Origin of the sequence: Blautia sp. AF19-10LB (genome assembly GCF_003461245.1) — a bacterium.
Lineage (GTDB): Bacteria > Bacillota > Clostridia > Lachnospirales > Lachnospiraceae > Blautia_A > Blautia_A intestinihominis.
Genome location: NZ_QTWS01000001.1, coordinates 241,428 through 265,099, shown reverse-complemented (window position 1 = coordinate 265,099; position 23,672 = coordinate 241,428). Strand labels below are relative to the sequence as shown.

At 49.0% G+C, this 23,672-nt stretch carries 24 protein-coding genes, 2 tRNA genes and 2 pseudogenes; 8 read left to right on the top strand and 20 right to left on the bottom strand.

The features are described from left to right. Window positions 1–14: 14 nt before the first annotated feature. The 8 genes from DWX28_RS01280 to DWX28_RS01245 form a co-directional block, all read right to left on the bottom strand. A tRNA-Glu gene (locus DWX28_RS01280) sits at window positions 15–86 on the bottom strand. Between the two features lie 77 nt (window positions 87–163). Further along, window positions 164–235, bottom strand: a tRNA-Glu gene (locus DWX28_RS01275). 188 nt (window positions 236–423) lie between these two features. Next, on the bottom strand, window positions 424–1,560 hold the full coding sequence (locus DWX28_RS01270) for a PTS transporter subunit IIC (protein ID WP_118251433.1): 1,137 nt from the start codon (window positions 1,558–1,560) through the stop codon (window positions 424–426). Window positions 1,561–1,604: 44 nt separating this feature from the next. Next, window positions 1,605–3,758 carry an RNA degradosome polyphosphate kinase gene (locus tag DWX28_RS01265; protein ID WP_022214899.1) on the bottom strand — a complete coding sequence of 718 codons (2,154 nt, stop codon included), beginning with the start codon at window positions 3,756–3,758 and terminating at the stop codon, window positions 1,605–1,607. 12 nt (window positions 3,759–3,770) lie between these two features. Beyond that, window positions 3,771–5,306: a Ppx/GppA phosphatase family protein gene (locus DWX28_RS01260; protein WP_118251432.1), complete on the bottom strand. Its 1,536-nt coding sequence runs from the start codon at window positions 5,304–5,306 to the stop codon at window positions 3,771–3,773. Between the two features lie 26 nt (window positions 5,307–5,332). Beyond that, on the bottom strand, window positions 5,333–6,640 hold the full coding sequence (locus DWX28_RS01255) for an ATP-binding protein (RefSeq protein ID WP_022214901.1): 1,308 nt from the start codon (window positions 6,638–6,640) through the stop codon (window positions 5,333–5,335). A 2-nt stretch (window positions 6,641–6,642) separates the two neighbouring features. Then, a complete protein-coding gene (gene pheA, locus DWX28_RS01250) occupies window positions 6,643–7,791 on the bottom strand; it encodes a prephenate dehydratase (RefSeq protein ID WP_118251431.1) in 1,149 nt (382 codons plus the stop codon). Beyond that, the gene (locus DWX28_RS01245; RefSeq protein ID WP_118251430.1) at window positions 7,788–9,113 is read right to left on the bottom strand and encodes a bifunctional folylpolyglutamate synthase/dihydrofolate synthase; all 1,326 of its coding nucleotides are present in this window, start codon (window positions 9,111–9,113) and stop codon (window positions 7,788–7,790) included. Before DWX28_RS01245 ends, pheA begins: the two co-directional genes overlap by 4 nt. Before the next feature lie 140 nt (window positions 9,114–9,253). Here DWX28_RS01245 and DWX28_RS01240 point away from each other — a divergent pair, with 140 nt between their 5' ends. From DWX28_RS01240 to DWX28_RS01230, 3 genes are all read left to right on the top strand, one after another. Next, on the top strand, window positions 9,254–9,649 hold the full coding sequence (locus tag DWX28_RS01240) for a putative ABC transporter permease (RefSeq protein WP_022214904.1): 396 nt from the start codon (window positions 9,254–9,256) through the stop codon (window positions 9,647–9,649). A 79-nt stretch (window positions 9,650–9,728) separates the two neighbouring features. Then, window positions 9,729–10,649 carry an aspartate carbamoyltransferase gene (gene pyrB / locus DWX28_RS01235; RefSeq protein WP_022214905.1) on the top strand — a complete coding sequence of 307 codons (921 nt, stop codon included), beginning with the start codon at window positions 9,729–9,731 and terminating at the stop codon, window positions 10,647–10,649. Further along, on the top strand, window positions 10,649–11,086 hold the full coding sequence (locus DWX28_RS01230; protein ID WP_022214906.1) for an aspartate carbamoyltransferase regulatory subunit: 438 nt from the start codon (window positions 10,649–10,651) through the stop codon (window positions 11,084–11,086). The genes pyrB and DWX28_RS01230 overlap by 1 nt, the downstream gene beginning before the upstream one ends. A gap of 105 nt (window positions 11,087–11,191) precedes the next feature. On the opposite strand, the gene DWX28_RS01225 is transcribed toward DWX28_RS01230, so the two are convergent. The 7 genes from DWX28_RS01225 to DWX28_RS01185 all read right to left on the bottom strand — a co-directional run bounded on the left by DWX28_RS01225 (window position 11,192) and on the right by DWX28_RS01185 (window position 17,280). Then, the gene (locus DWX28_RS01225; RefSeq protein WP_199611781.1) at window positions 11,192–12,874 is read right to left on the bottom strand and encodes a recombinase family protein; all 1,683 of its coding nucleotides are present in this window, start codon (window positions 12,872–12,874) and stop codon (window positions 11,192–11,194) included. A 91-nt stretch (window positions 12,875–12,965) separates the two neighbouring features. After that, window positions 12,966–13,139 (bottom strand): transposon-encoded TnpW family protein, encoded by a 174-nt coding sequence (locus DWX28_RS01220; protein ID WP_158565266.1) that lies wholly within the window; start codon window positions 13,137–13,139, stop codon window positions 12,966–12,968. A gap of 463 nt (window positions 13,140–13,602) precedes the next feature. Next, window positions 13,603–13,842, bottom strand: a complete 240-nt coding sequence (locus tag DWX28_RS01205) for a helix-turn-helix domain-containing protein (RefSeq protein WP_003508283.1) — start codon at window positions 13,840–13,842, stop codon at window positions 13,603–13,605. After that, the gene (locus tag DWX28_RS01200; protein WP_003502131.1) at window positions 13,829–14,266 is read right to left on the bottom strand and encodes a sigma-70 family RNA polymerase sigma factor; all 438 of its coding nucleotides are present in this window, start codon (window positions 14,264–14,266) and stop codon (window positions 13,829–13,831) included. Before DWX28_RS01200 ends, DWX28_RS01205 begins: the two co-directional genes overlap by 14 nt. 438 nt (window positions 14,267–14,704) lie before the next feature. Further along, entirely contained in the window at window positions 14,705–15,895 is a 1,191-nt protein-coding gene (locus tag DWX28_RS01195) for an IS256 family transposase (RefSeq protein WP_044943990.1), read from the bottom strand. Window positions 15,896–16,094: 199 nt separating this feature from the next. Next, window positions 16,095–17,078, bottom strand: a complete 984-nt coding sequence (rlmN, locus tag DWX28_RS01190; protein WP_002584956.1) for a 23S rRNA (adenine(2503)-C(2))-methyltransferase RlmN — start codon at window positions 17,076–17,078, stop codon at window positions 16,095–16,097. 16 nt (window positions 17,079–17,094) lie between these two features. Then, a complete protein-coding gene (locus tag DWX28_RS01185; protein WP_003431289.1) occupies window positions 17,095–17,280 on the bottom strand; it encodes a cysteine-rich KTR domain-containing protein in 186 nt (61 codons plus the stop codon). Between the two features lie 398 nt (window positions 17,281–17,678). Between DWX28_RS01185 and DWX28_RS01180 the strand changes: the two genes are divergently transcribed. From DWX28_RS01180 to DWX28_RS01165, 4 genes are all read left to right on the top strand, one after another. Then, window positions 17,679–18,035: a helix-turn-helix transcriptional regulator gene (locus DWX28_RS01180; protein WP_002584957.1), complete on the top strand. Its 357-nt coding sequence runs from the start codon at window positions 17,679–17,681 to the stop codon at window positions 18,033–18,035. 240 nt (window positions 18,036–18,275) lie between these two features. After that, the gene (locus DWX28_RS01175) at window positions 18,276–18,605 is read left to right on the top strand and encodes a plasmid mobilization protein (RefSeq protein WP_118251428.1); all 330 of its coding nucleotides are present in this window, start codon (window positions 18,276–18,278) and stop codon (window positions 18,603–18,605) included. Then, window positions 18,566–19,915, top strand: coding sequence for a relaxase/mobilization nuclease domain-containing protein (locus DWX28_RS01170; RefSeq protein WP_118251427.1), 1,350 nt, complete (start codon window positions 18,566–18,568; stop codon window positions 19,913–19,915). The genes DWX28_RS01175 and DWX28_RS01170 overlap by 40 nt, the downstream gene beginning before the upstream one ends. A 92-nt stretch (window positions 19,916–20,007) precedes the next feature. Continuing rightward, window positions 20,008–20,361: a DUF6050 family protein gene (locus DWX28_RS01165; RefSeq protein ID WP_118251426.1), complete on the top strand. Its 354-nt coding sequence runs from the start codon at window positions 20,008–20,010 to the stop codon at window positions 20,359–20,361. A 196-nt stretch (window positions 20,362–20,557) separates the two neighbouring features. Here DWX28_RS01165 and DWX28_RS01160 read toward each other — a convergent pair whose 3' ends face one another. Next, a complete protein-coding gene (locus DWX28_RS01160; protein WP_059004487.1) occupies window positions 20,558–21,043 on the bottom strand; it encodes a hypothetical protein in 486 nt (161 codons plus the stop codon). A gap of 157 nt (window positions 21,044–21,200) precedes the next feature. Here DWX28_RS01160 and DWX28_RS01155 point away from each other — a divergent pair, with 157 nt between their 5' ends. Beyond that, complete coding sequence (locus DWX28_RS01155) at window positions 21,201–21,431, top strand: helix-turn-helix domain-containing protein (RefSeq protein WP_059004488.1); 231 nt, start codon at window positions 21,201–21,203, stop codon at window positions 21,429–21,431. Window positions 21,432–21,638: 207 nt separating this feature from the next. Here the strand turns inward: DWX28_RS01155 and DWX28_RS19485 are convergent, their stop codons facing one another. The 4 genes and pseudogenes from DWX28_RS19485 to DWX28_RS20710 all read right to left on the bottom strand — a co-directional run. Continuing rightward, the gene (locus DWX28_RS19485; RefSeq protein WP_173878860.1) at window positions 21,639–21,815 is read right to left on the bottom strand and encodes a hypothetical protein; all 177 of its coding nucleotides are present in this window, start codon (window positions 21,813–21,815) and stop codon (window positions 21,639–21,641) included. Continuing rightward, entirely contained in the window at window positions 21,812–22,405 is a 594-nt protein-coding gene (locus tag DWX28_RS20720; protein ID WP_416386886.1) for a DUF3846 domain-containing protein, read from the bottom strand. The genes DWX28_RS19485 and DWX28_RS20720 overlap by 4 nt, the downstream gene beginning before the upstream one ends. Window positions 22,406–22,444: 39 nt before the next feature. Further along, window positions 22,445–22,633 (bottom strand): annotated as a pseudogene (locus DWX28_RS20715) (hypothetical protein); the annotation flags it as partial. A 483-nt stretch (window positions 22,634–23,116) separates the two neighbouring features. Further along, window positions 23,117–23,671: pseudogene (locus DWX28_RS20710) on the bottom strand (antirestriction protein ArdA); the annotation flags it as partial. Between the last annotated feature and the right edge of the window lies 1 nt (window position 23,672).

Sequence of the window (23,672 nt, the reverse complement as noted above, 5' to 3'; positions counted from 1 at the left end):
CAAAACTTCTCAAGCAGCCAGTACGGGAATCGAACCCGTGTTTTCGCCGTGAGAGGGCGACGTCTTAACCCCTTGACCAACTGGCCACGCTGCTCTGCCGATTCTTCATTCTCACCTCGACAGATGAATATGTAGTTTGATTCGAGAAGCAAAACTTCTCAAGCAGCCAGTACGGGAATCGAACCCGTGTTTTCGCCGTGAGAGGGCGACGTCTTAACCCCTTGACCAACTGGCCATACTGCTCTGTCGATCTCTGTTCGCAACCGACTTGCTTAGTATATACCAGTGTTTTCAAAAATGCAAGTACTTTTTTTAATTTTTTTAAATTTTTTTGAAAAACTGAAAAAGCAGGGCTGTTTTCCGCATGAAACTGCGGCAGCAGCCCTGTCCTCTTTCATTCAGATGATCTGTATCCTGTGCAGATCAGCCGAGATCGATCTTGAGATCTCCCGGCTTGATGATCCCTTTTGCACGGAAGATCTTGCCGATCACCCAGGTAATGAGTAATGGAAGCACAAAACAGATCAGGATCATTCCGACCCAGTCAAACGCTCCCGTTGTATAGCCTTCCGGCATCTGTGCCCATCCTGTGATCACGCCGATCGGTCCTACCAGACCGGAAGTTCCCATTCCGGATGAGATCGCAGGGCCATTGTTCCGCATATGGAACACGCAGGTTGCGATCGGTCCGGTGATCGCAGAAGTGATGACCGGAGGGAGCCAGAGAACTGGTTTTTTCATCAGGTTCGGAACCTGGAGCATGGAAGTTCCCAGTCCCTGTGCAACAAACCCGCCGATCCCGTTATCTGGAAAGCTCAAGATCGCGAAACCGAGCATATGTGCACAGCATCCTGCAGTTGCTGCTCCGCCTGCCAGTGCCAGTCCGTTCCAGACTTCCATTGTCACGCTGCCATCCGCAATACCGACGAGGACTGCCCCGCCGCTGATGCCGATTGCGGCACAGATCGCAGCCGAACTGATCGGAAGTGTCAGGACAACTCCAACTACTACCGATACGATGATCCCCATCCAGAACGGTCTTAGATCTGTTGCCCATCCGATAAAGGAACCAAGTGCATCGCAGACACTCTTGCATACAGGTGCCAGAAGCATCGCCAGAACTACGCCAACGATCACGGTGACTGCCGGTGTCACGATGATGTCGATCTTTGTCTCCTTGGAAACCAGTTTTCCGATCTCACAGGTGATGACTGCCACAAAAAATACTGCCAGTGGTCCGCCGGAACCGCCGATCGCATTGCAGGCAGCTCCTACTGCACACAAGGAATACATGACCAGCGGCGGTGCCTGGAGCGCATGACCGATCGCAAGTGCCATCGCAGCACCTGTCACACTGGTCGCATAACCACCGATCTCCAGAAGCTTCTCTGAAACGAAACTTCCCGGGCATACATTCTGCCCTATGGTGTTGATGATCGTACCGATCAGAAGTGACGCAAAAAGTCCCAGTGCCATGGAACCCATCGCATCGATCCCGTAGCGTTTGAACGATATGATCACGTTCTTCCGCTTCAGAAAGCTTTGTTTTTCGTTGCTCATAATCTCTTTCCCCTCGTAAAGTTTATTTGTTATCCAGAACTTTTTTATTCTTCCGGATCTTTGACCGGCTCTGCCGGGATGAACACTCTGGAATGGTTTTTCTCGGCTTTTTTCTGTTTTTTTGCTTTTTTCTGTGCTTCTGCGCAGAATTCCATCTGAGAATTGATGAGAGTTTTGCCTCTCTTGTCCTGTTTCTCATACGTTCCATCAGGCTGAAGCAGATGTGCCTTTACATTGTCACGGAATTCCAGATCCAGGATGTGCTTGATCTCTTTCTTGATCTGCTCATCCTCTACCGGGAATACGATCTCGACACGGCGGTCCAGATTTCGCGGCATCCAGTCTGCACTTCCCATGTAGATCTCCTCAGCTCCGCCATTCTGGAAGTAAAAGATCCTGCTGTGTTCCAGGAATTCTCCGACGATGGAGCGCACATGGATGTTTTCGCTCACTCCCGGGATTCCCACTTTCATGCAGCAGATGCCTCGTACCAGAAGATAGATCTGCACGCCGCAGGAAGAAGCATGATAAAGAGCTGAAATGATCGCCGGGTCACATAAAGAGTTCATCTTGGCAACAATGCATGCCGGAAGTCCTTGTTTCGCATGTTCTGCTTCTCTCTCGATCATCTGCAGGAAACGGTTTTTCATCCAGATCGGTGCGACGATCAGACGGTTCCAGCGCTTTGGCTCAGAATAACCGGAAAGCATGTTGAATGCAGCCGTCGCATCCTCTCCGAAACGTTCATCGCAGGTAAAGATACCGCAGTCTGTATAAAGTTTGGCTGTGGAATCGTTGTAGTTACCGGTTGCCAGATGCACATAACGGCGGATGCCGGTCTCTTCTCTTCGAACGACCAGAGTGATCTTGCTGTGTGTCTTGAGACCGACAAGACCGTAGATTACATGACAGCCGGCTTTTTCGAGCATTTTTGCCCAGACGATGTTATTTTCCTCGTCGAATCTGGCCTTCAGTTCCACCAGTACGGAAACCTGTTTACCATTTTCTGCTGCCTGTGCAAGCGCTGCGATGATCGGTGAATGGCCGCTGACGCGGTAAAGTGTCTGCTTGATCGCGAGGACACCAGGATCCTTCGCTGCCTGGCGCACGAAATCTACGACCGGATCAAAGCTCATATATGGATGATGCAGGAAGACATCTCCCTCGCGGATCACCTCAAAGATATCCTTGTCATTCTGGAACTGCGGCACAGGTGCCGGTGTATGTTTCGGGCTCTTGTACTCGTCAAAGCCTTCCAGTCCATAAAGTTTCATCAGCATGGTAAGATCCAGCGGTCCATTGATGCTGTAAATATCTGCTTCCTTGATCTCAAATTCTTTCTTGAGGATATCAAGAAGACGTGCATCCATCTTTTCTTCTGCCTCAAGTCGGATGACCTCGCCCCACTGGCGTTTCTTGAGCTGTTTCTGGATCTCTACCAGAAGATCCTCTGCCTCATCTTCGTCGATCGTGAGGTCCGCATTACGCATGATACGGTACGGATGCGCGCAGACAACATCATTGCTCAGGAAAAGCTTGCCGATATTGCGCTCAATGATCTCTTCCAGAAGGATCACGGTACGGTCGCCTTTTTTTGCGGAAGGGATCTCTACGATCCTTGGAAGTACAGAAGGCACCTGAACGGTGGCAAATTCCAGCTCTTTGGTATGTTTTTTGTTATTTTTCTTGGCGATCAGTGCGCCGATATTCAGAGTCTTATTGCGGATGAGTGGAAATGGTCTGGAAGAATCCATGGCCATCGGAGTCAGTACCGGATACACATTGTCCTCGAAATACCGGTCAACAAATTCCTGCTGTTTCTGGTTCAGATCCTCATGCTCTGCAATCAGGTGAAGTCCCACTTTCTCAAGTGCCGGAAGGACAGAACGGTTGAAGGTGCTATACTGTACTTTTACCAGCTCATGTGTCTGTTTGCTGATCTCACGGAGCTGTTCTTCGGAGGTCATTCCTGCGATGTCTTTTTTCTTGTAACCTGCATGCACCTGATCCTTGAGGGATGCGACACGCACCATAAAAAACTCATCCAGGTTTGAAGAGGTGATGCTTAAGAATTTCAGTCTTTCAAACAGGGGGAGGGATTTATCCCTGGCTTCGCTCAAGACTCTCTCATCGAATTTCAGCCAGCTTAATTCCCTGTTTACATAGTATTCCGGTTTTTCAAATTTACTTAAATCCATATTTTTCCTCCTCTACGCTCTGCGGCGGCGTTTCAGCACAAGATGTATTCCAAAGACTTCCTCAAAGAACGCTACTTTGTCCTTGAGAAGTCCAAGTTCCAGAGAAATGTCACGGCTGGAGTCGATCATAAGCTGCAGTTCTCTGTCTTTGAGCACAGCCTTGAGCCCCTGCACTTTCTGATAATGGCTGCGGTCCATGGCATTCGCAAGGCGAAGGATCGCGGTCAGTTTCGCTACCAGAAGATAACGTTCCTTGTCGAGTCCCGGACCATCGTCATAATTTCCATAATAAACGAATTCTGTCGTATTATAACGTACCGCGCTGGCAATGACTCTTCGCTCTTCTGTGGAAAGTCCGATGATCTCGGTCGCCATGATGATGCGGTAAGAACACTCTGCCACATCGCCCATGCTGATGTATTTACCGCAGTCATGGAGCTGTACGGCGATCTGGAGAAGAAGACGTTCTCTTGCACCCATACCGTGGACTTTCTTCATGCTGTCAAAGATCGTCAGTGCGATATCCGTTGTGCCCTGGATATGGTTTTTGCCGCTGGAATAGCGTTTGGCAATGTTTCTGGAAGCAACCAGAATGTCATTTTCGAAATTGTGGGCGCTCTTGATGAACTTCTTCTTTTCTCCGTAATCGTAGGCAATTCCATCAAGAAGAGAAACTCCCGGAACCCAGACTGCTTCTGCCTGGAAAATGTCGATGAAGTTTTTGCAGATGACCATCGTCGGAACGATCAGGGACGCATACTCCAGATCGATCCCCATCTCATCTGCCAGTGCCTGCTCTGTCTTGTATACCGTTTCCTCATAATGCTTCCCAAACTCTTCCATTGTGAGGATATGTTCTCCGATATGCTCCTGAAAGATCGTATCTGCAAGAAAATCCCCCATCAGGATCACATTTTTGATCTCCCGGTCTTTCAGATACAGCCGCTGAAAAGCGGTTAGGTCATTTCGGATAAATTCCATGATCAGCTGGTCGTAATGCGTCGTGGTCTTCTCAAGTTCTTTGAGCCGTTCACGGATACGCATGCTTCCCATCTTGAGGCTCTGTGTTGTTACAAGTGCATCCTTGTCAAAAAGAGACACCTGCAGCCCGCCGCCTCCGACATCCAGGATCGCAGTTCCCTTCTGGATCATCTTTTTGAAGCTGGATTCTTTTGCCGCGATCGATTTGTAGCCCAGAAAATGCTGCTCGGCATTGCTGAGGATCTCTACATGGATCCCTGTACGGCGGTAGATCTGTTCCTGAACGATCAGCGGATTTACCATCTCACGGAATGCACTGGTCGCACAGGCACGATAATCGGAAACTCCGAATTCCTTCATCATCTTGTCAAAATCCTTCAAGATCCCACAGATCGCATCCACGATCTCAGGTTCCAGTCTTCCCGATGAATAGGCTCCCTTTCCGATCTCCAGGCGGTATCTTACATCGTTCAGCTGACGGAATCCGATCTTTTTGGAAAACTCAAAGATCTTCATGCTGATCTCATAAGAACCGATATCAATCGCTGCAAATGTTGTAATTGCCATATCCCATACCCCTTCCTGCTTATCTATTAGTTTTCCTCTTTTCCGAGAAGGTGATCAATAAACTGCTGTGCAGTTCTTCCGGTAAGTCCTCCATGAGAGATCTCCCATTTGCCAGCTTCCGCAAGGAGCTGGTCTTCCGGCATCTGGATGCCATGACGGGCTGCCAGTGTCTTGACGATCGTGTGGAATTCCTTGCGGTCCGGTGCGCCGAAGTAGATACGAACGCCAAAACGATATACCAGAGAAAGTTTTTCCTGTACGGTATCAGAGGAGTGGATATCGTCACTATCTCCAACTTCCAGTTTGTCCCCTGCTCTTTCGCGGACAAGGTGACGACGGTTGCTGGTCGCATAGATCAGAATATTGTCCGGTTTACGCTCCAGACCACCTTCGATCACAGCTTTCAGATATTTGTATTCAATTTCAAATTCTTCGAAGGAAAGGTCATCCATGTAGATGATAAACTTGTAATTGCGGTCCTTGATCTGAGCAATGATCTCGTTCAGATCCTGGAACTGATGCTTGTAAGCTTCAATGATACGAAGTCCCTCATCATAATACTGGTTCAGGATTCCCTTGATACTGGAGGATTTACCTGTACCTGCATCACCGAACAGCAGACAGTTGTTTGCTTTTCTGCCTCGGACAAATGCTTCTGTGTTTTCGATCAGTTTCTGTTTCGGGATCTCATAGCCTACCAGGTCATCCAGACGTACATGTGCGATCCTTGTGATCGGAACGATCTGTGCTTTTCCATTCTCGTCTTTCTCGATACGGAAAGCCTTATGAAGTCCCAGCTTGCCTACGCCGAAATCCTTATAGAACTGGACCATATCTTCCATGAATTCCTTTGTATCCTTGGCTGCTGCCAGTGTGCGGCTCATCTCGCAGATACGGTCGCGGATACGTTTGTTGAACATCTTTCCACTGTCCTTCGGTGCCTGATAGTCGCAGAGGATACCGCAGCAGGAAGTATGGAATACTTTGTCCAGAAGATTCAGGTCAAAATCATACAGTTCCTTGAAGATTGCAAAATCATGGAGTGCCAGCTCATTGATGCTTCCGTCGATATGTCCACGGATCTCGCTCGCGGTGCTGAATGCATTCTCGTTGTTCACAAGAAGCAGAGTCAGATAATTGTGCCACAGGTTTCCTGCAAATCCATAGGAACCTGCTGTCTCGATCAGACCGTTGACACATTCATAGAAATCTTCTTCCATTTCTTTTGCGTTTACGGCTGACTTCTCACAGGCATCCATAAGTGCTGTCATCTTGTCAAGGATCTCTCCATGTTCAAATCCTCTGTATAATACGCATTCTTTTACTCTGGTCATTTTTATATTTCCTCCTGCTGTCCGTAATTTCCAAGTACACGTACCCCGATCGCCTCTGCTTCAAGACCTCGAAGTGCATTTTTGACCGCCGGATCTTCCAGGTTTCCTTCGAAATCTACAAAGAAACGGTATTTCCAGTTCTGTCCCGGGATCGGTCTGGACTCGATCTTTGTCATGCTCAGGCTGTTGTAGATAAAATGTGACAGCATGTGATACAGAGTACCGCTTGCATGCGGCAGTTCGAAGCATACGCTGATCTTTCCTGCATTTTTCTCATAGATCGGTTTACTGCTGACAATGATGAAACGTGTCACATTCTGATCATTGTGGCAGATGTTTTCGGCAAGGATAGAAAGTCCGTAGAGCTCGCCTGCTGCACGGCTTGCGATCGCCGCCTGGTTTCTCTTCTGCTCTTCCTTGATCCTCTTGGCTGAAGCTGCTGTGTTCTCTGCCTTGACGGTTTTCCATGACGGATGTTCTTCGAGATAATGTTTACACTGTGCAAGTGCCTGTGGATGGGAATAGACGGTGTCGATCTCGTCCACGGTCACGCCCGGAAGTCCCAGAAGCACGTGCTGTACGCGGACCCCCTGCTCCCCGACGATATAAAGCTGATATTCTGTCAAAAGATCATAAATATCCGTCACGATCCCCTCTGTGGAATTCTCGATCGGAAGGACTGCATAATCAGCCTTGCCAAAAGCAACCTCCTCCATCGCTGCACGGAAGGTCTTGACATGGTAGCTGTTGATCTCCTCCGGGAAATATGCTCTCATGGCCGCATAGCTGTATGCGCCCTCAACTCCCTGAAAAACAACGTTTACATCTTTGAGCGGAAGTTCGTCGACCATCTTGTAGTTTCGCTCTGTTCCGACACCATTCTTGGTCAGAAGCTGGTACTGGCGTTTGCGGCTGATCGCCATGATCTGCTGAAAAAGCTCCTGCGCACCAAGGCTGTTGAAGCTTCCATGTGCCTGATTCTTGAGAACATCCAGTTTGTCCTGTTCTCTCTTCGGGTCAAGTACCTGCTTTCCTGTATGTATCTTGTATTCTGCAACATCCTCGCAGACTTTCATTCGTTTTTCAAATAACCGTAAGATCTCTTTGTCGATGACATCGATCTCCTTGCGGCATTCCTGTAAATCTATCATTCGTTATTCCCTTCCGATACCGGTGATCCGGATACCTCTTTTCTTGTATTTACGATCCGGGTGATGTCCCCGATAAAGGACAGTGAGCCAAAGGACAGGATCACATCGTCCTTCCCTGCCATCTCAAACAGTTCCTCGACCGCTTTTGCGATATTTTTCTCCGCGTGGACATGTGGGTTGCATGGACAGATCGCTTCGGCAAGTTCCTCCGCCGGGAGTGCCCTCGGGTTATCCGGTGTCTCGATCGCAATGATCTGTTCTGCATAAGGGCAGAGTTTCCGGATAATATATGGATAATCCTTGTCCCGGAAAACACCCATGATAAAAAACATCCTGCGGTCTTTGAAATATTTCCGTACAGAATCCTCGAGCATATCTGCCGCAGCCGGATTGTGTGCTCCGTCCACGATAAACAGCGGATCTCTGTGGATGATGGTCAGTCTTCCGTTCCAGTGGGTTGCCTTAAGTCCTTCCCTGCGCTGCTCTGTCGTGGTATGATAGCCTCTCTCATCCAGGATACGTAAGGCTTCCAGTGCAAGGACTGCATTCTCCGTCTGGTAGGAACCGGCGAGAGAAAGTGTGTATTCCTCTCCTTTGTAGAGGAAACGCTGTCCGGTAAAATCTGCTTCCAGCACTTCTGCCTGGGAAATATCTGCCGCGCAGAGGTCTGTCCCTGCCTCATGACTTACGTTCTCTATGACCTTCAGTGCCTCCGGTTCCTGTCCGATCGTTGCCACGCTGCAGCCTGGTTTGATGATGCCGGCTTTTTTCTCCGCGATCTCTGCGATCGTGTTGCCAAGGAAGGACTGATGATCCATGCTGATCGGTACGAGAACAGCAAGTTCTGTCGTGCGGATCAGGTTTGTCGCATCTGTGATACCGCCCATGCCTACTTCCAGGATGACCGGATCACATTTTTCTTCTGCAAAAAATAAAAATGCCACCGCCGTTTCGATTTCAAATGGGGTGGGATGTGCAAGACCTTCTGCGGTCATTTCTTCGATCACTGCAGCAACCCTGGTCGTATGTTTTGCAAATTGCTCTCTGCTGATCGGTGTTCCCTCCACCTCGATCTTTTCTCTGTAAGAATATACGGATGGGGAAATATACCGTCCAACGTGATATCCGGCATTGGTCAGTGTCGTATATAAATACGCGATCACGGATCCCTTGCCGTTGGTTCCTGCTACATGAACATATTTAAGCTGATCCTGGGGATTGCCAAGGCGCTTCATAATTTCCTTTATATTGGTAAGATCCAGGGCACCGCCTGCGTACTGCTCTGCGTCTCTGATGTATGCCCTGCTTTGCTGATAATCCATGTTGTATGCTCCTGTTTCTTAAATGTGTTATTTGTATAAATATAACATCTGTGTATCTTTTTTTCAAGACCAGCCATACTAATTAACGCATCGTTAATATTGGTTTTGATCAAATCTTTTTTACTTCAGGAGGAACCGCTATGAACCAGAATCTGACAAACTTTTTTCTCTGCGGCTCGATCGGATGGTGCATGGAGGTTTTCTGGACCGGGCTTCACTCCCTTTTGTCCGGCCAGTGGACAATGACAGGCAAAAGTTCGCTTCTCATGTTCCCGATCTACGGCTGTGCTGCCATCATCGCTCCTTTGTATGCACGGATCTCCTCCCTGTCTTTCGTCTGCCGCGGACTTCTCTATATGCTGGGATTTTATATGGTCGAATTCATAAGCGGCAGTTTTCTCAAAGAAATCGGCATCTGTCCATGGGATTACTCCGCTGCCCGTTTTCAGTACAGAGGAATCATCCGGCTCGACTATGCTCCTCTCTGGTTTGCCGCAGGATTGATTTTTGAAAAAATACTTACGAAATCTGCTTGAAAAATCGATTCTTGTAGTATATGATTGTGCAAGAGAGAATTTTATTGAATTTTCGCAACATCAATAAGGGAGGTTTCTTATGAGACATTTAATGAGCCCGCTGGATCTTTCCAAAGAAGAACTTGACGATCTTCTGACTCTTGCCAGCGACATTGAAAAAAATCCATCAAAGTATGCGCATGTCTGCGATGATAAGCGACTTGCCACCTGTTTTTATGAACCAAGTACACGTACACGTTTAAGTTTTGAAGCAGCCATGATGAATCTTGGCGGCAAGGTTTTAGGTTTCTCTTCTGCCGGTTCCAGTTCCGCTTCCAAAGGCGAAAGTGTTGCCGATACGATTCGTGTTGTTTCCTGTTATGCAGATATCTGTGCTATGCGTCATCCGAAAGAAGGCGCTCCGCTCGTAGCTTCTATGGCTTCTTCTATTCCTGTTATCAACGCCGGTGACGGTGGTCATCAGCATCCTACTCAGACCCTCACTGATCTTCTTACTATCCGTTCCCTCAAGGGAAGACTTGACAACCTTACGATCGGTCTGTGTGGCGACCTGAAATTCGGCCGTACCGTTCATTCTCTGATCGAGGCGCTGGTACTTCGTTATTCCAATGTGAAATTCGTTCTGATCTCACCGGAAGAACTTCGTGTACCAAGCTACATCCGTGAAGATATCCTTGAGAAGAATAACGTAGAATTCGAAGAAGTAGAGCGTCTGGAAGATGCACTTCCGAAGCTTGACATCCTCTACATGACACGTGTACAGAAAGAACGTTTCTTCAACGAAGAAGATTACGTACGCATGAAGGATTTCTACATCCTCGACAAACAGAAAATGGAACTGGCTCCAAAGGATATGTACATTCTTCATCCGCTTCCGCGTGTAAACGAGATCGCTGTTGAAGTAGATGATGATCCGCGTGCCGCATACTTCAAGCAGGCACAGTATGGTGTCTATGTCCGTATGGCACTGATTCTTAGATTACTGGAGGTGGAAGTATAATGTTAAACGTTGGAGCACTTCACGAAGGTTTCGTACTTGACCATATCAAGGCCGGCAAAGCCATGACTATTTATCATGACCTGAAACTCGACAAACTTGACTGCACCGTTGCCATCATCAAGAATGCCAAGAGCAACAAAATGGGTGTCAAGGACATCATCAAGGTAGAATGCCCTATCGAGAACCTCGACCTGGACATCCTCGGTTTCATCGATCACAACATCACCGTCAACATCATCAAAGACGAGAAGATCGTTGAGAAAAGGATCCTGAAACTTCCAAAACAGATCACAAACGTCATCAAATGTAAGAACCCACGCTGCATCACTTCCATCGAGCAGGGCCTGGATCACGTATTCATCCTCGCTGACCCGGAGAAGGAAGTTTACAGATGTAAGTATTGTGAGGAGAAATATCGCGGTAAACGCAATAAATAATCCTGTTTCAGAACAAAAAAAAGAAACGCTTCGAAAGGTGCCTCCCGATAAGAAAACATCGTGGGGCAAGAGAGAAACGGTATAGCTTCGGCTATGCCGTTTTTCTCATTCTTGCCTTGATGAAGTAACTTTCGATACTTCCAGGGCTCCAATGCCCTTATAGTAGATGTCAATTTCCTGGGTGCGGTTCTTGCCCTTTGGATCGCTGGCGGCATGGACAACGATCTTCTCGACAAACTCATGTAAGATACATGGGGTTAATTCAGGAATTTCCGTATACCGTTCTACAACGGAGAGAAACCTTTCCACATTGGCGCTTTTTTGTTCCTCTGCTTCGATTTCATCACGGAGAGCAGCCGCTACATCTTGAAGCTGATGCTGCTCTTTCTCGTAATCGGTAGAGAGCTTTTGAAAACGCTCGTCAGAAAGTTTTCCCGAAATAGTATCTTCGTAGAGCCGCTTGAAAATGGTGTCCAGCTCTGCAATCCGCTTTTCGGCATCGGCCAATGTTTTCTGCCGTTTTGCCAAACCTTGGTTACGTTGGCGCATATCCGCATCCATGACCATCTTCACAAAATCGTCTTTGCGCTGTGATGCGAAGGAAACGATCTCGCGCAGATTTTGCAGAACCAATTCTTCCAGGATAACAGTTCGGATAGAATGTGTCTGCCCACATACATCACGGCTTTTCCGATAGCCGGAACACAGATAGTATTCCTGATCGCGCCGGAAATTGGTTGCCCTGCATTGGTACATAATGGAGCCGCAGTCGGCACAGAACATCATGCCGGAGAACATACCCATTTCTCCCATCTTTGTGGGTCGGCGCCGCGTCTGCCTTGCGAGCCTTGCTGCATCGGCAATCGCCTCCGTCCAGATGGCTTCGTGGGTATTATCAAAAATCTTCCATTCGCTTTCTGGATTGTGCAAGGTCTTTTTACTCTTGTAGGATTTTTTACGGGTTTTGAAATTAACTGTGTGCCCCAGGTATTCACGCCAGCGGTCCATGATGTCGGCAATCGTAGAAGAATCCCAAGCGTAAGGAGAACCTTTCTTTGTGACATTGGTTGTTCTGCCCTTGCTCGCATAGTAAGCAGCCGGAGTAAGAATTTTTCTTTCCGTCAGTTTTCTTGCAATCTGCGAGGGTCCCAAACCATCCATGATATAGAGACCAATTTCATAAACTACCTGGGCGGCTTCTTCATCCTTCACCCATTGCTTTTTGTCATCAGACGATTTCATGTATCCATACGGAGGCAAAACAGTCAAATGTTCTCCTGCATTGCCTTTCACTTTCATAACGGCACGGATTTTTTTGCTGGTGTCTTTAGCGTACCATTCATTGATGATATTGCGGAAGGGCGTAAACTCGTTGTCACCCTGAGTGCTGTCCACACCATCATTCACCGCAATAAAGTGAATATCATGTTCGGGAAACATGATTTCCGTATACATGCCGACTTGCAGATAATCACGTCCGAAACGTGACATATCCTTGATGATGACCCTCTTGACAAGGCCAGCCTCAATGTCTGCAATCATCTGCTGAAAGCCTGGGCGGTTGAAGGTCGTACCTGAGATGCCATCATCAACATAGAATTTGAAATTGCTGTATCCATGCTCACGGGCATACTTTTCCAGGATTTTTTTCTGGTTTACAATGCTATTGCTGTCACCCTGCAATTCATCATCACGGGATAAGCGACAATACAAAGCTGTAAGTTCTTCGGAGCTCATAGCCGTGTAAGGGAATTGAAGCGCGGCAGCGGTGTTTGACTGATAATACATAAATACCTCCTATCTGGCAGTCAAACACGATATTGAAGTCCAACTTCATTATACCGCGCTTTCTTTTCCCTGTCTGCCTGTTAAGAGGTTTTCAAGTCACAGTTTGTTTCTGAACATCGGCTTTTATCAGGTTCTCCAGTTTGGAGGCTATCGTCTGATTTCCCGTTTGAGGGAAAAAAGAATTGACGATAAAGGTCGTGTTGCCGATCTTCTTTTTGCTCCGCATAGGCGGGGCATATTTATTTTCAGATTGAATTTTCTGCATAATAAGGCCCCTTTCATGCCATTTCATTAAAACCATAAAAGAGGCAGAAAACGGACGGCTGCTGGCCGCAGCTCCACGGGAATCTCACCCCGGCCCATGCTGATGGGTGCGCCGCGCAATGCTTTGAGGGCGTTCAACGCGGGAGTCTCATTATCCTGTCTGCGTATCCTCGCCCACAGGTTGCCACACCTGTTTTGCGGCCTGGTTTTGTCGCTCACCTGTTTGGTAGGGGTCCCGTCCTGCGGACTTGCAACAGGGTCATGGCGCACCGGCCGACCGGCTCCACACAGACAAATTGTATCCGTCTGCCTTATGCTGCCCGAAGGCTTTCTTTGTCAAGGAACAATAAGGCTTTGTCAGCCTGTAAAAACATACCGTTTCCGATATGCTTTTACGGAACGACAAACAGCCCATAACGGGAAGCGTGGAAAGGGGTATACGCTCCCCGCATGGGCTTAAAGAGTTAGCCTACATGAAACGCAAGAGTGCGGGTAATAAGGCGCACTTGCAGCCTGTTACGCATTTCCTCGTCCACATAGGAATAGGTATTGCCCGCGTCGTCTTTCAGCGTGCGGGTACAAAGTTTCGCTATGTAACCCTCGTAATGCTTCAAGATCGCGCACATGGCGGTTGTGTCGCCGTTTGCCGCTGCGGAAATGACAGGGAACGGCAACAGATTTTCAGATTTCCTAACGGTATTCATCATCTGCTTTTCCCTCCAAATACTGTTTGATTTTCGCAAGCGCGGATTTCCTGTGCCGGAAAACCGTCGTGCGTACAACATTCAGCAGTTCAGCAATTTCCGCGTCGCTCATGTCCAAGAAGTAGGACAAAAGGATAATGTCGCGTTTCCTTTCGGGCAAAGCGTTAAGGGCTTCGGCAAGCAGTTCATTTTTGACGAGTACATCAAAGCCGGACACTTGAAAACGGAAATAATCGCTTTTGTATTCGTCCGTTGTGAAAAGCTGCGCGAGTTCGCTTTCGCTCAAATCCGAAAAAGGTACTTCGCGTGCTGCGCGTTTCGCAAGAGTGCGGCGGTGGCTTTTCGCTTCGCCAACCAAAGTTTTCTTTGCTAATGCGTCGTACTGATGTTGTATTCTTTCCTTGTCGGAAGAAGATAGCTCCATAGAGTTCACCTCCTTCCCGCGTGGAGTAGAGGACGGGAGTTAAGGGCTTGTCCTCTCTGCCCCTTTCGCTCCGTACCCGTTCGGGAGATGGCTCTTGAGTGCGTTTTTCAGAAAAAAGTTGAAAAAAGCAAAATGCGCCCGTCCGCAAGACGCGGACGAGCGCAAAGGAAATGTAAGAAGTATTTAGATGTATTGACAGTTCATACTCATAGCCGGAATATCCCGCTTGCGGAGCATAGCTTTTTTTGACCGCAAAGCATTAGGCGGGTTACAGTAAATAAAAATGGACACGGCGATACCTCCCCGATACCGCCGTATCCTTAAAAAAGGGCGACTTTAATACACTACCCGCAATCCATTCTATAATAGGGAACAGCGGCTTTTGGTCGTGTCAAGATTTTTTCGCACTTTAGTTTGCAAGCTCTGGCATGAATGGAGTCAGCCGGCAATGGAGGCATCCTCAATGGCGGCCTCCAGGTGCTTCATATTCATGTACTTTTTGTTGCCCCACTGGGAGCCAGCTACATGGCGTAGCCGGGCACAGACCAGCATAAGGGCAGAGTTGCCGTCCGGGAAGCTGCCCACTACACGAGTACGGCGGCGGATCTCCCGGTTCAGCCTCTCAATGACATTGTTGGTGCGGATACGGGTCCAATGCTCACTGGGAAAATCACAATAGGTCAGAGTCTCCTCGATGCTGTCCTCCACCTTCTTAGCAGCCTCTTTCAGCTTCATGGAACACAGCTCCTCCACTACGGCCCTGGCCTTTTCACGAGCGGCTTTTTTGCTCTCCTGGGCGTGGATCGCCTTGAGCATTTTGGCTACCAGTTTCACCTTGGAGCGAGGTGTGACAGAGAACACATTACGGTAAAAGTGGACGGTGCAGCGTTGGTATTTGGCTTCAGGGAACACTTCGCCCACGGCCTCCAGCATACCAAGGCACTTATCTCCAACGATGAGTTTCACGCCGTCCAGGCCACGGCCACGCAGCCACTGGAAGAAGTTGATCCAACTGGCCTTGTCCTCTTTCATGCCCTCGGCGGCACCTAAAACCTCACGATATCCGTCCTCATTGACCGCGATTGCCACCAGGATGGCCACATTTTCAAACTCTCCACCCCAGTTGCGGCGCAGATAGATCCCATCCACATAGACATACGGATACCGCCCGCCTTGCAGAGGACGGTTACGCCAATCCTCGATGTGGACATACGCTTTCTTGTTCAGCTCACTGATGGTGGAGGGAGAGACCTTACTGCCCCAGAGAGTCTCGGTAATATCCTCTACACGCCGGACGGATACGCCAGCCAGGTACATCTCAATGAGAGCCTCTTCCACGCTACTCTCCCGGCGGCGATACCGCTCAATGATGGCAGTCTCAAAGGAGATCCCCTTGAGCTTGGGCATCTTGAGTGTGACATCCCCAGAAGTGGTGGTAAGGTTGCGGTTGTAGTGGCCGCTGCGGTAGCCCTGGCGTTGCTCATTGCGCTCGTACCGGGCCGCCTGGGTCAGCTTCTCCGCTTCGGCCTCCAGCAGCTCGTTGAGGGTTTCCTCTACGCTTCCGCGCACAAGTTCCTTGAGCTGCCCCTTGATAACTTCTTCGTTTAGCTGTACAATCTTTTCGGACATGGTTTGCTGTCTCCTTTCGAATGGTGGTGTCGCAACTTCATTCTACCAGACATCTGCAAACCATGTCTCTTTGTCTTTTTGCGAAACTTATTCTACCTGACCCGGCTTTTGCGCAATATTAAATAAAAAAGCCGATAACACATAGGTTTTTTGACCTAATGCGTTATCGGCTCTGCGTCTATGCGTCTGGCACTTTTAATCATTTTTTTTTGAATTTATTATATGTGTTAGCTAACTGTCCACAAGCCGCGTTAATCTCTCTGCCATGAGAAACTCTCATAGTAACTTCAAGTCCTGCTTGCTCTAATTGATGTTTGAATGCAACTATTTCCCGTTTCTGTGGTGCTTTAATTCTTGAATTGCTTGTTGGGTTGTATTGTAACACGTTAATCATAACTTTTTTGCCCCGAAACCATTTTGCAAGTTGTCTTACATCTGAGGGCCGGTCATTTATACCCGGTAAAAGCAAATACGCAAAGACAATTTTGCGATTATGCCTTTCAGAATAGGATAAGGCTTGCTTAACAACATCTTCAATAGCATATATGCGCATGTGAGGAATAATACGATTTCTTGCAGATTGTGTTGCTGCGTGTAAAGATATTGTCAACTGAATTTTAAGATGTTCCTCGCGCAATTTTTTTAATTGATCGACCGGACCAACTGTTGATATGGTAATGCCGTCGGTTGGAAAGTTGAGCCCATATCTATCTCGGAGAATATGGATTGCTTTTATCAAGTTGTCATAATTGAATAAAGGCTCTCCCATACCCATAAAAACGATACGGTTTACTTTTCGACGCAACAATATAATCTGTTGTACGATTTCTGACGATGTTAGATTACGAACAAAGCCATTTCGCCCGGACTCACAAAAAATACAACCAACAGGACAACCGACTTGTGTGCTCACGCAAACAGTTCCACCATCTCGCCGCTTGATAAAAACCGTTTCAATGTATTTGTTGTCTTTCAGTTCGTAAACATACTTTTCAGTATCACTGCTTTTGCAAATATTTTTTACCAACATTGATAGATTTTTTTTGCGTGGTAATTGCTTATATAATTCTTCATATAAGGCTTTTGCTTCATTCTCGCCAATAACTTCCGACATTTCTTTGTAAGTAAATCCGTATGGATCATTCCGTACTTCCGCAGGCGTATATTTAGGTAAACGTTTCATTTTTATATCCTTTCTTCTAAATAATAAAAGTTTGTTTTTCTGTATTTTTGATTACAATCTCTAATTTTTCTACATCAATGATATGCGTCAATTTGCATTTAGGGCAGAAAAGAGGAAAATCTTTTAATACAGTATTATGAAATACTTGAACTCTCGTCTTTCCGTTACAAATCGGACATTTTATCCAATATTTTTTAAGCATTATATTTCACTCGTCCTTTTTACACAAAAAAATGCAGGTCAATCCTCAACATGAGCATTGACCTGCATTTATAATGCACAGAGCAGTACAACAAAACTAAGGCATAGCTTGCACTATGTCTATACTATATCTATACGTCGTTAGTTTTTTGTATAGCATCCGCAAAATAAGCATGACAAAAAAGCCCATGTTGAAAATGGGAAAATCCTTTTTTTCAATGCTTATCTAATACGCATGCTATGCAACATAAACGCCGCCTCCTTTTACATAAATTTTATTTTATCAGAAAATCAGTCTACTGTCAATACACAACAGGAAGTATTTAACCTAATGATATGAATTGTGTGGACATATCCAAAAAGAAAGGTGAACTGTAAAATGTAACAGGGTGAATGAAAATGGCAAAAAGACCCGTACCATTGTACGACTTTAAGGCTTTCGGGGCAGCTATAAAAGCCGCGAGAAATGAATACGGCGAGAGCCGCAAAAAGGTAAGCGACGAGTTATATATTTCCCCGCGCTACCTTGCGAATATCGAGAACAAGGGACAACAGCCGAGTTTACAGGTATTCTATGACCTTGTAACCCGGTATCATATTTCGGTAGATCAATTTTTCTTCCCGAACAGCAATGCGGAGAAATCCACCGGGCGGCGGCAGCTTGACGCGCTGCTGGACGGTATGAGCGATAAAGGCATACGGATTGTAACCGCAACAGCAAGGGAGATAACGGAAGTCGAAAAAGCAGAGGATTAACCTCACAATATGAGAAATCGGGAGATTGCAGCGCATGGCGGCTGCAATCTTTTTTTGCGTCCAAAATCAAAGGAACGCGCAACAAATACCGCCTTTCGGTGGGGGTATGGAGTAGATAGCAAGCACAGCAAGCGAGTACCCGCTTGCGATTTTTGGCTTTAGGGAACCCTCTCCCTAAACCCGAAAAATGCTTGTTGGGAACATCCCAAACCCTGATACGAAAAGAGGCGAGATACCACGATGGCAAACCGAAAACGAAATATCCAGGTGAAGTTCTATGTGACCGCCGAGGAAAAGGAACTGATGGAACAGAAGATGGCTCAGCTCCAGACAAAGAGGATGGGCGCCTACCTGCGGAAGATGGCGATTGACGGATATATCATCCAGGTGGACACCAGGGACATCAAGGAGATGAACAAGCTCCTGTCCGCCATTGGCCGGAACATCAATCAGATCGCCAAACGAGTCAACGCCGGAGGTCCCACCTATCAGGCCGACATGGAGGAAATCCGGGAAAGGCTGGATCAGATATGGCAGTTACAAAGACGCATCCTATTAAGTCAACGCTGAAAGCGGCGATTGACTATATCTGCAACCCCGACAAGACGGATGGGAAACTGCTGGTGTCCTCCTTCGGCTGCGCCGCCGAGACCGCCGACATTGAATTTGAATGGACACGCCGCCATGCTATTGACAAGGGCACACACCTGGGCCGCCACCTGATCCAAGCCTTTGAGCCTGGGGAGGTGTCGCCAGAGGAAGCCCACCGGATCGGCATGGAACTGGCACGGGAGGTCCTGGGCGGCAAATATGAATTCGTCCTCACCACTCACATTGACAAGGATCACGTCCATAATCACCTGATTTTCAATGCGGTCAGCTTCACCGACCACAAGCACTACCATTCCAACAAGCGCAGCTATCACGAGATACGCCGGGCCAGCGACCGGCTGTGTAAAGAACACGGCTTATCCGTCATCGTCCCTGGCCGGGATAAGGGTAAGAGCTACATTGAGCATCAGGCCGCACAGAACGGCACCAGTTACAAGGCAAAGCTGAAAGCCGCCATCGACCGGCTGATCCCCGTGTCCTCCAGCCTGGAAGATTTGCTTGCCCGGTTGCAGCGGGAAGGGTACGAAATCAAGCGAGGAAAGTATATCTCCGCCAGGGCGCCGGACCAGGAAAGGTTCACCCGGCTCAAAACCCTGGGCGCCGATTACACGGAAGAAGCCGTTGTCTCCCGCATTGCCGGAGGCCCCCGCCCCTCCAGACAGCCCCGGCAACGCAGCGGGAGGGTCAGCCTGCTCATTGACATTCAGAACAATATCAAGGCCCAGCAGAACGCCGGATACCAGCGGTGGGCAACCATTGAGAATCTGAAACGTGCGGCCGCTACCATGAACTTTCTCACCGAACACGGCATCGGCAGCTATGAGGAATTGGTGGAACGGTGCGACGCCGTTGCCGCCGCCTCCATCCGTACCAGGGAAAGCCTGCGGGATACGGAACAACGGATCGCCGACCATGCCCTTCTGGGAAAGCAGATCGACACCTACCGCAAGCTGAAACCTGTCTATGACCGATACAAGGCATCAAAGGACAAGGAAAAATTCCTGCGCGGCTTTGAGAGCGAGATCATCTTATTCGAGGCGGCAGCCAGGGAGATCAAAAAGGCCGGACTCACCAAACTTCCTTCCTCCGATAAGGTGAAAGCAGAACTGGAAGGACTCTCCGCCCGCAAGGCCGCCCTGCAAACGGAACTTCGGAAGATACAACGGGAGGAAAAGGAATATGACACCCTCCGCCAGAATGTGGACGCCCTGCTGGAAAGGCCGAAGGAACAGGAACAGCAGCGGCAGCGGAGCAACGACTTGGAGTAACGGGGATTGGGCGCTTTTGACAGTCTTTGCAAAACCCCTGGGCGCATGGTTATCCGGCTGATATAATGGAACCAGGAATGGAGGTGCTGACTGTGACGAAATCCGAAGTAATCAAAGAGTTTTTCAAAAAGAGCGTGCTGCCCGTGGCGGTGGCGGCTTTGCTGTACTGCATTTTCAAATCCGCCTGCACAAAAGATGGAGTCACCGACTATGTATGGCTGTTCATCCTTTGCGGTCTGCCTTTTGGCATCCCACGGATGTTTGCCTGGATCGTGCCGGGCGGCTCTTTGGGAACCGCCCTTCCGTTGTTTCTGCTGAACTTTATTATTGGCGGAGTGATTGGCGGTTTCGTCCTGGTCTGGCGACTGCTGGTGTCTGCCTGGTATATTCCCTTGACCATCTATCGACTGTTCATAACAAGAGGGACTTCCTATATCCCAGAATAGCACTATGGAAATGTGGAAAACGGCCGCTTCACCGATGGAAAACAAATATTCACGGCCCGATGGAAAAGCTGTCAGCTTTCCCACAGCCCGCAAACATTGTTTCCCACAGCTCCGCCCCTTTGACCGTTTACACACATTCCCACAGCACCTACTACTGCTACTGAAAATGAGCGCCATCACCGAAAGATGATGGCGCTCATTCTTTTTCTCCGTATCCTTCCCCAGCAAGATTTAGTATATTCTTTTTTTCTTTCTGCGCATAGCGCATGGTCTGATAAGCTCCGCCGCCTGTATGGTCCACATAGAATACAACGAGATCGCTTCGCTTCACCATCTGCCGGTTGCGAATTTGAAAAGCACCTTTCGGGTGGCTGCTGGCCGCGCTGCCGCATATTTCGATTTCATCATAATAGGCTTCAAAGTTTTCCGTATTGTTGTGTAACTCCGCCGTGGGATATGGCAGTATCCAAATCAAGGAACTGTTGTCATCTCGTACAATCCGCTTCTGGCGTTTGACAGCGGAGGAAACGATCTGGTCAAAATCTCCGTCCCGTCCGACCAGGAACTCCACATACTCCTTTTCCAAAAGCAGCGCATGAACCAGCGCCTCCACACGATCCTCCGCCTCACGAAACTCCGGGATGATCCTGTGTCCAAAAAAACTAACGGTAAATATGTTCACGGTTCTATCTTCGCCATTTTCAAGCCAGCCTCTCCAACAAAGTAAATAATCCACTTCTCATTATATACAATCATTGACTTAAAGTAAATAATCCTCTAATTGGTTTCAATTATAATTTACCTGTTTTGTTGGTAGCATAATATCAGGAGGTGATATTATGCAAACGGAGTTTCCAGAACGCTATATCACTTTGGGCTTGAAGATCGCATATTACAGAAAAAAGGCGGGGATGACACAGGAGGTCCTTGCGGAGAGGATCGGGAAAAGTGTCAACTTCGTTGGTCAGGTAGAAGGAACAGGTACGGTTCGTGGCGTATCTCTTGAAACATTGTTCAAGATCGCCCAAGTGCTGAAAATCCCACCCTCCAAGCTGTTAGAGGATGACTGATCGACTGCGACGCAGCCAGAACAAAAAAAGAATGGGAGCGCCAACCTCGGATAACTGCATCCGATGTTGACGCTCCCATTTTGCTTGATAAAAGGTGAAAATCCGGCGTTTTTCCTATGCAGAAACACCCTGCCGCTCCACATGGGAAATCATACTGCCCCTACACGGAAAAGCCGCCACAGGCTGTTTCTTCGCCTGTTTTGAACCCTAATTCCCGCACTTTTTGGAACGGAGGGAAAGATAGTGCGGACAGGACAACACCACCGCCCGGAAACTCTGCTTGCAGGGATGAACGCAGCCTTTGCAGAGCTTGTTATACTGACGCCTGCCGTTCTCGCCCAGGAAGAACGCCCATTCCAGACGCCATTTCTTGCTCCGGCTCATAAGTCGCCCAGCTCCGGGGGCTTCTTCTGCGGGGCAGGCTTGTCCGGGCTTTTCCGTTCCGCGCACTCCCGTTTTGCGTCCTCCAGTCGCTCCCGGATGGAAGGCTTTTTCTCCGGCGTGGTCCTGCGCGCCTCGGTCTGGGCTTTCTGCAATTCCTCACCACGGCGGCCGTTGTTGATGATCCCGTCGATCATGCCGTAGTCATCCTCCAGGGTCATTTCCGCCGTGCGCAGCGGGTTTTCCGGCTCCACGGGAACGGACACGATCTGCCCGTTGATGCTGGCGAACAGCTCCGGCCGCTTGAATTGCTCGGTGTATTTCTGGATCATGTCCGGGGGCAGGGATGCGAAGCTCTCCGGCCCCAGGCCCACCACCAGGAAGGTGCCCGCCACGATGTCGTAAATCTCCCCATGCTCGTCCCGGAGGGAGCGGTTCAGGTCCAGACCGATGAGCTTGCCTTCATCGTTCAGCACCAGCCCCACCGGATCGTCAAAGGGATAGGAGGCGGCAATGTCGCCGCCCACCTCCGCTTGCAGCGCATGGAGGCCGGGGTCGATCTCCTTCACATAGGGTTCCTTCATGGGCTCCACCACCAGGACAGTCAATTTCTCCGGCGCGGTATGTTCGGGTGCGTCTCCGCTGGGGATGGCAAAGGCGCGGCTGCCGTTGGCCATGATGAGATACTTTCCGTCCTCGGACTCGTGGTGGAAACCGTATCCGGCTGCTTCCATCTGTTCCCGGCTCATATCCGTCACATGGAAGGTGCCCCTGGGGGTCCGCACCGTCTCGCCGGTCTCTCGGTCATCCGGGGTAGGCGCCGCTTGCTGCCCGTACAACTCCGCCTCATACTCCCGGTTTGCCTGCTCCGCAAAGGCCAGCATCTCGTCCACATGGGACTGATTCGGGTTTTCAATGGCCTCCCGGATCACCTGCGGGTCCACATCCAAATATGCCTCGTAGCCCACAGCCTCCTTGAACTTCTCCAACTCGGAGGGAAGGTAGTCCTCCGGGGTCTGGCCCAACGCCTTCAGCTTTTCTTCCAGAGAGGCAATGCGGCAATCGGAAAGGTTCTCGTAGATTTCTTCCTTCGCCGCATGTTCCTCCGGGTGCTCGGCGGCATACTGCGGATCGTTCTGCCGGAAAAACTCGTCCATATCGTAGGCAAGGTCCATGGCCCATTCCGAAATTTCTTCTTCAGGGATGTCGTCCTGGAAGGTCATCACCCGGTATTCCTCCGGGATGCTGCCGCGCTCGCCATCGTAATACTCATGGAAACTGTCCCCGGTATCCCGCACATAGCCCAGGTCGGTGAACTGGCCGCTTTCCTCCAGGGCGATGTCCCGTCCGTAGGCCTCATAGTCGATGTAGTTGCGCAGATGCTCCGGCACCTGCATGGCGTCCAGTTCCTCGATGTAATACCGGCCCAGATCGTCGTGGTCGTGGATGTCGGGGTAAACGTCGTAGCAGTCCAGGTTCTCCGTCAGGTTGATAAGTTCCTGGATGCTGCCCGTGTGGTCGCCGATCTCCATGGCCGCTTGGAACCGCTCGTATTCATCCTGGCTCATGTCGTCCAGTTTGGAGGCCAGGTAGTTCAGCTCGTCCAGGTTGGCGTACTCGCCCAACAGGTCATAGAGGCCATCCACATAGCAGTCGTAGTCCGTGATGAACCATTCCTCATAGGTCTGCCCGAAGTCGTCCTTCGCACCGATCCCGATGCGCTCAAAGACCTTTTTCAGTTCCTCCGCCGTGGTGGGGAACTTCACCCATTCGCCCACAAGGGCGCCCTCGTTGTATTTGCCCAGGTTGGTGATGAAAGCGGAAAAGGGATAATCTTTGTCATAGTCATAATGGGGCATA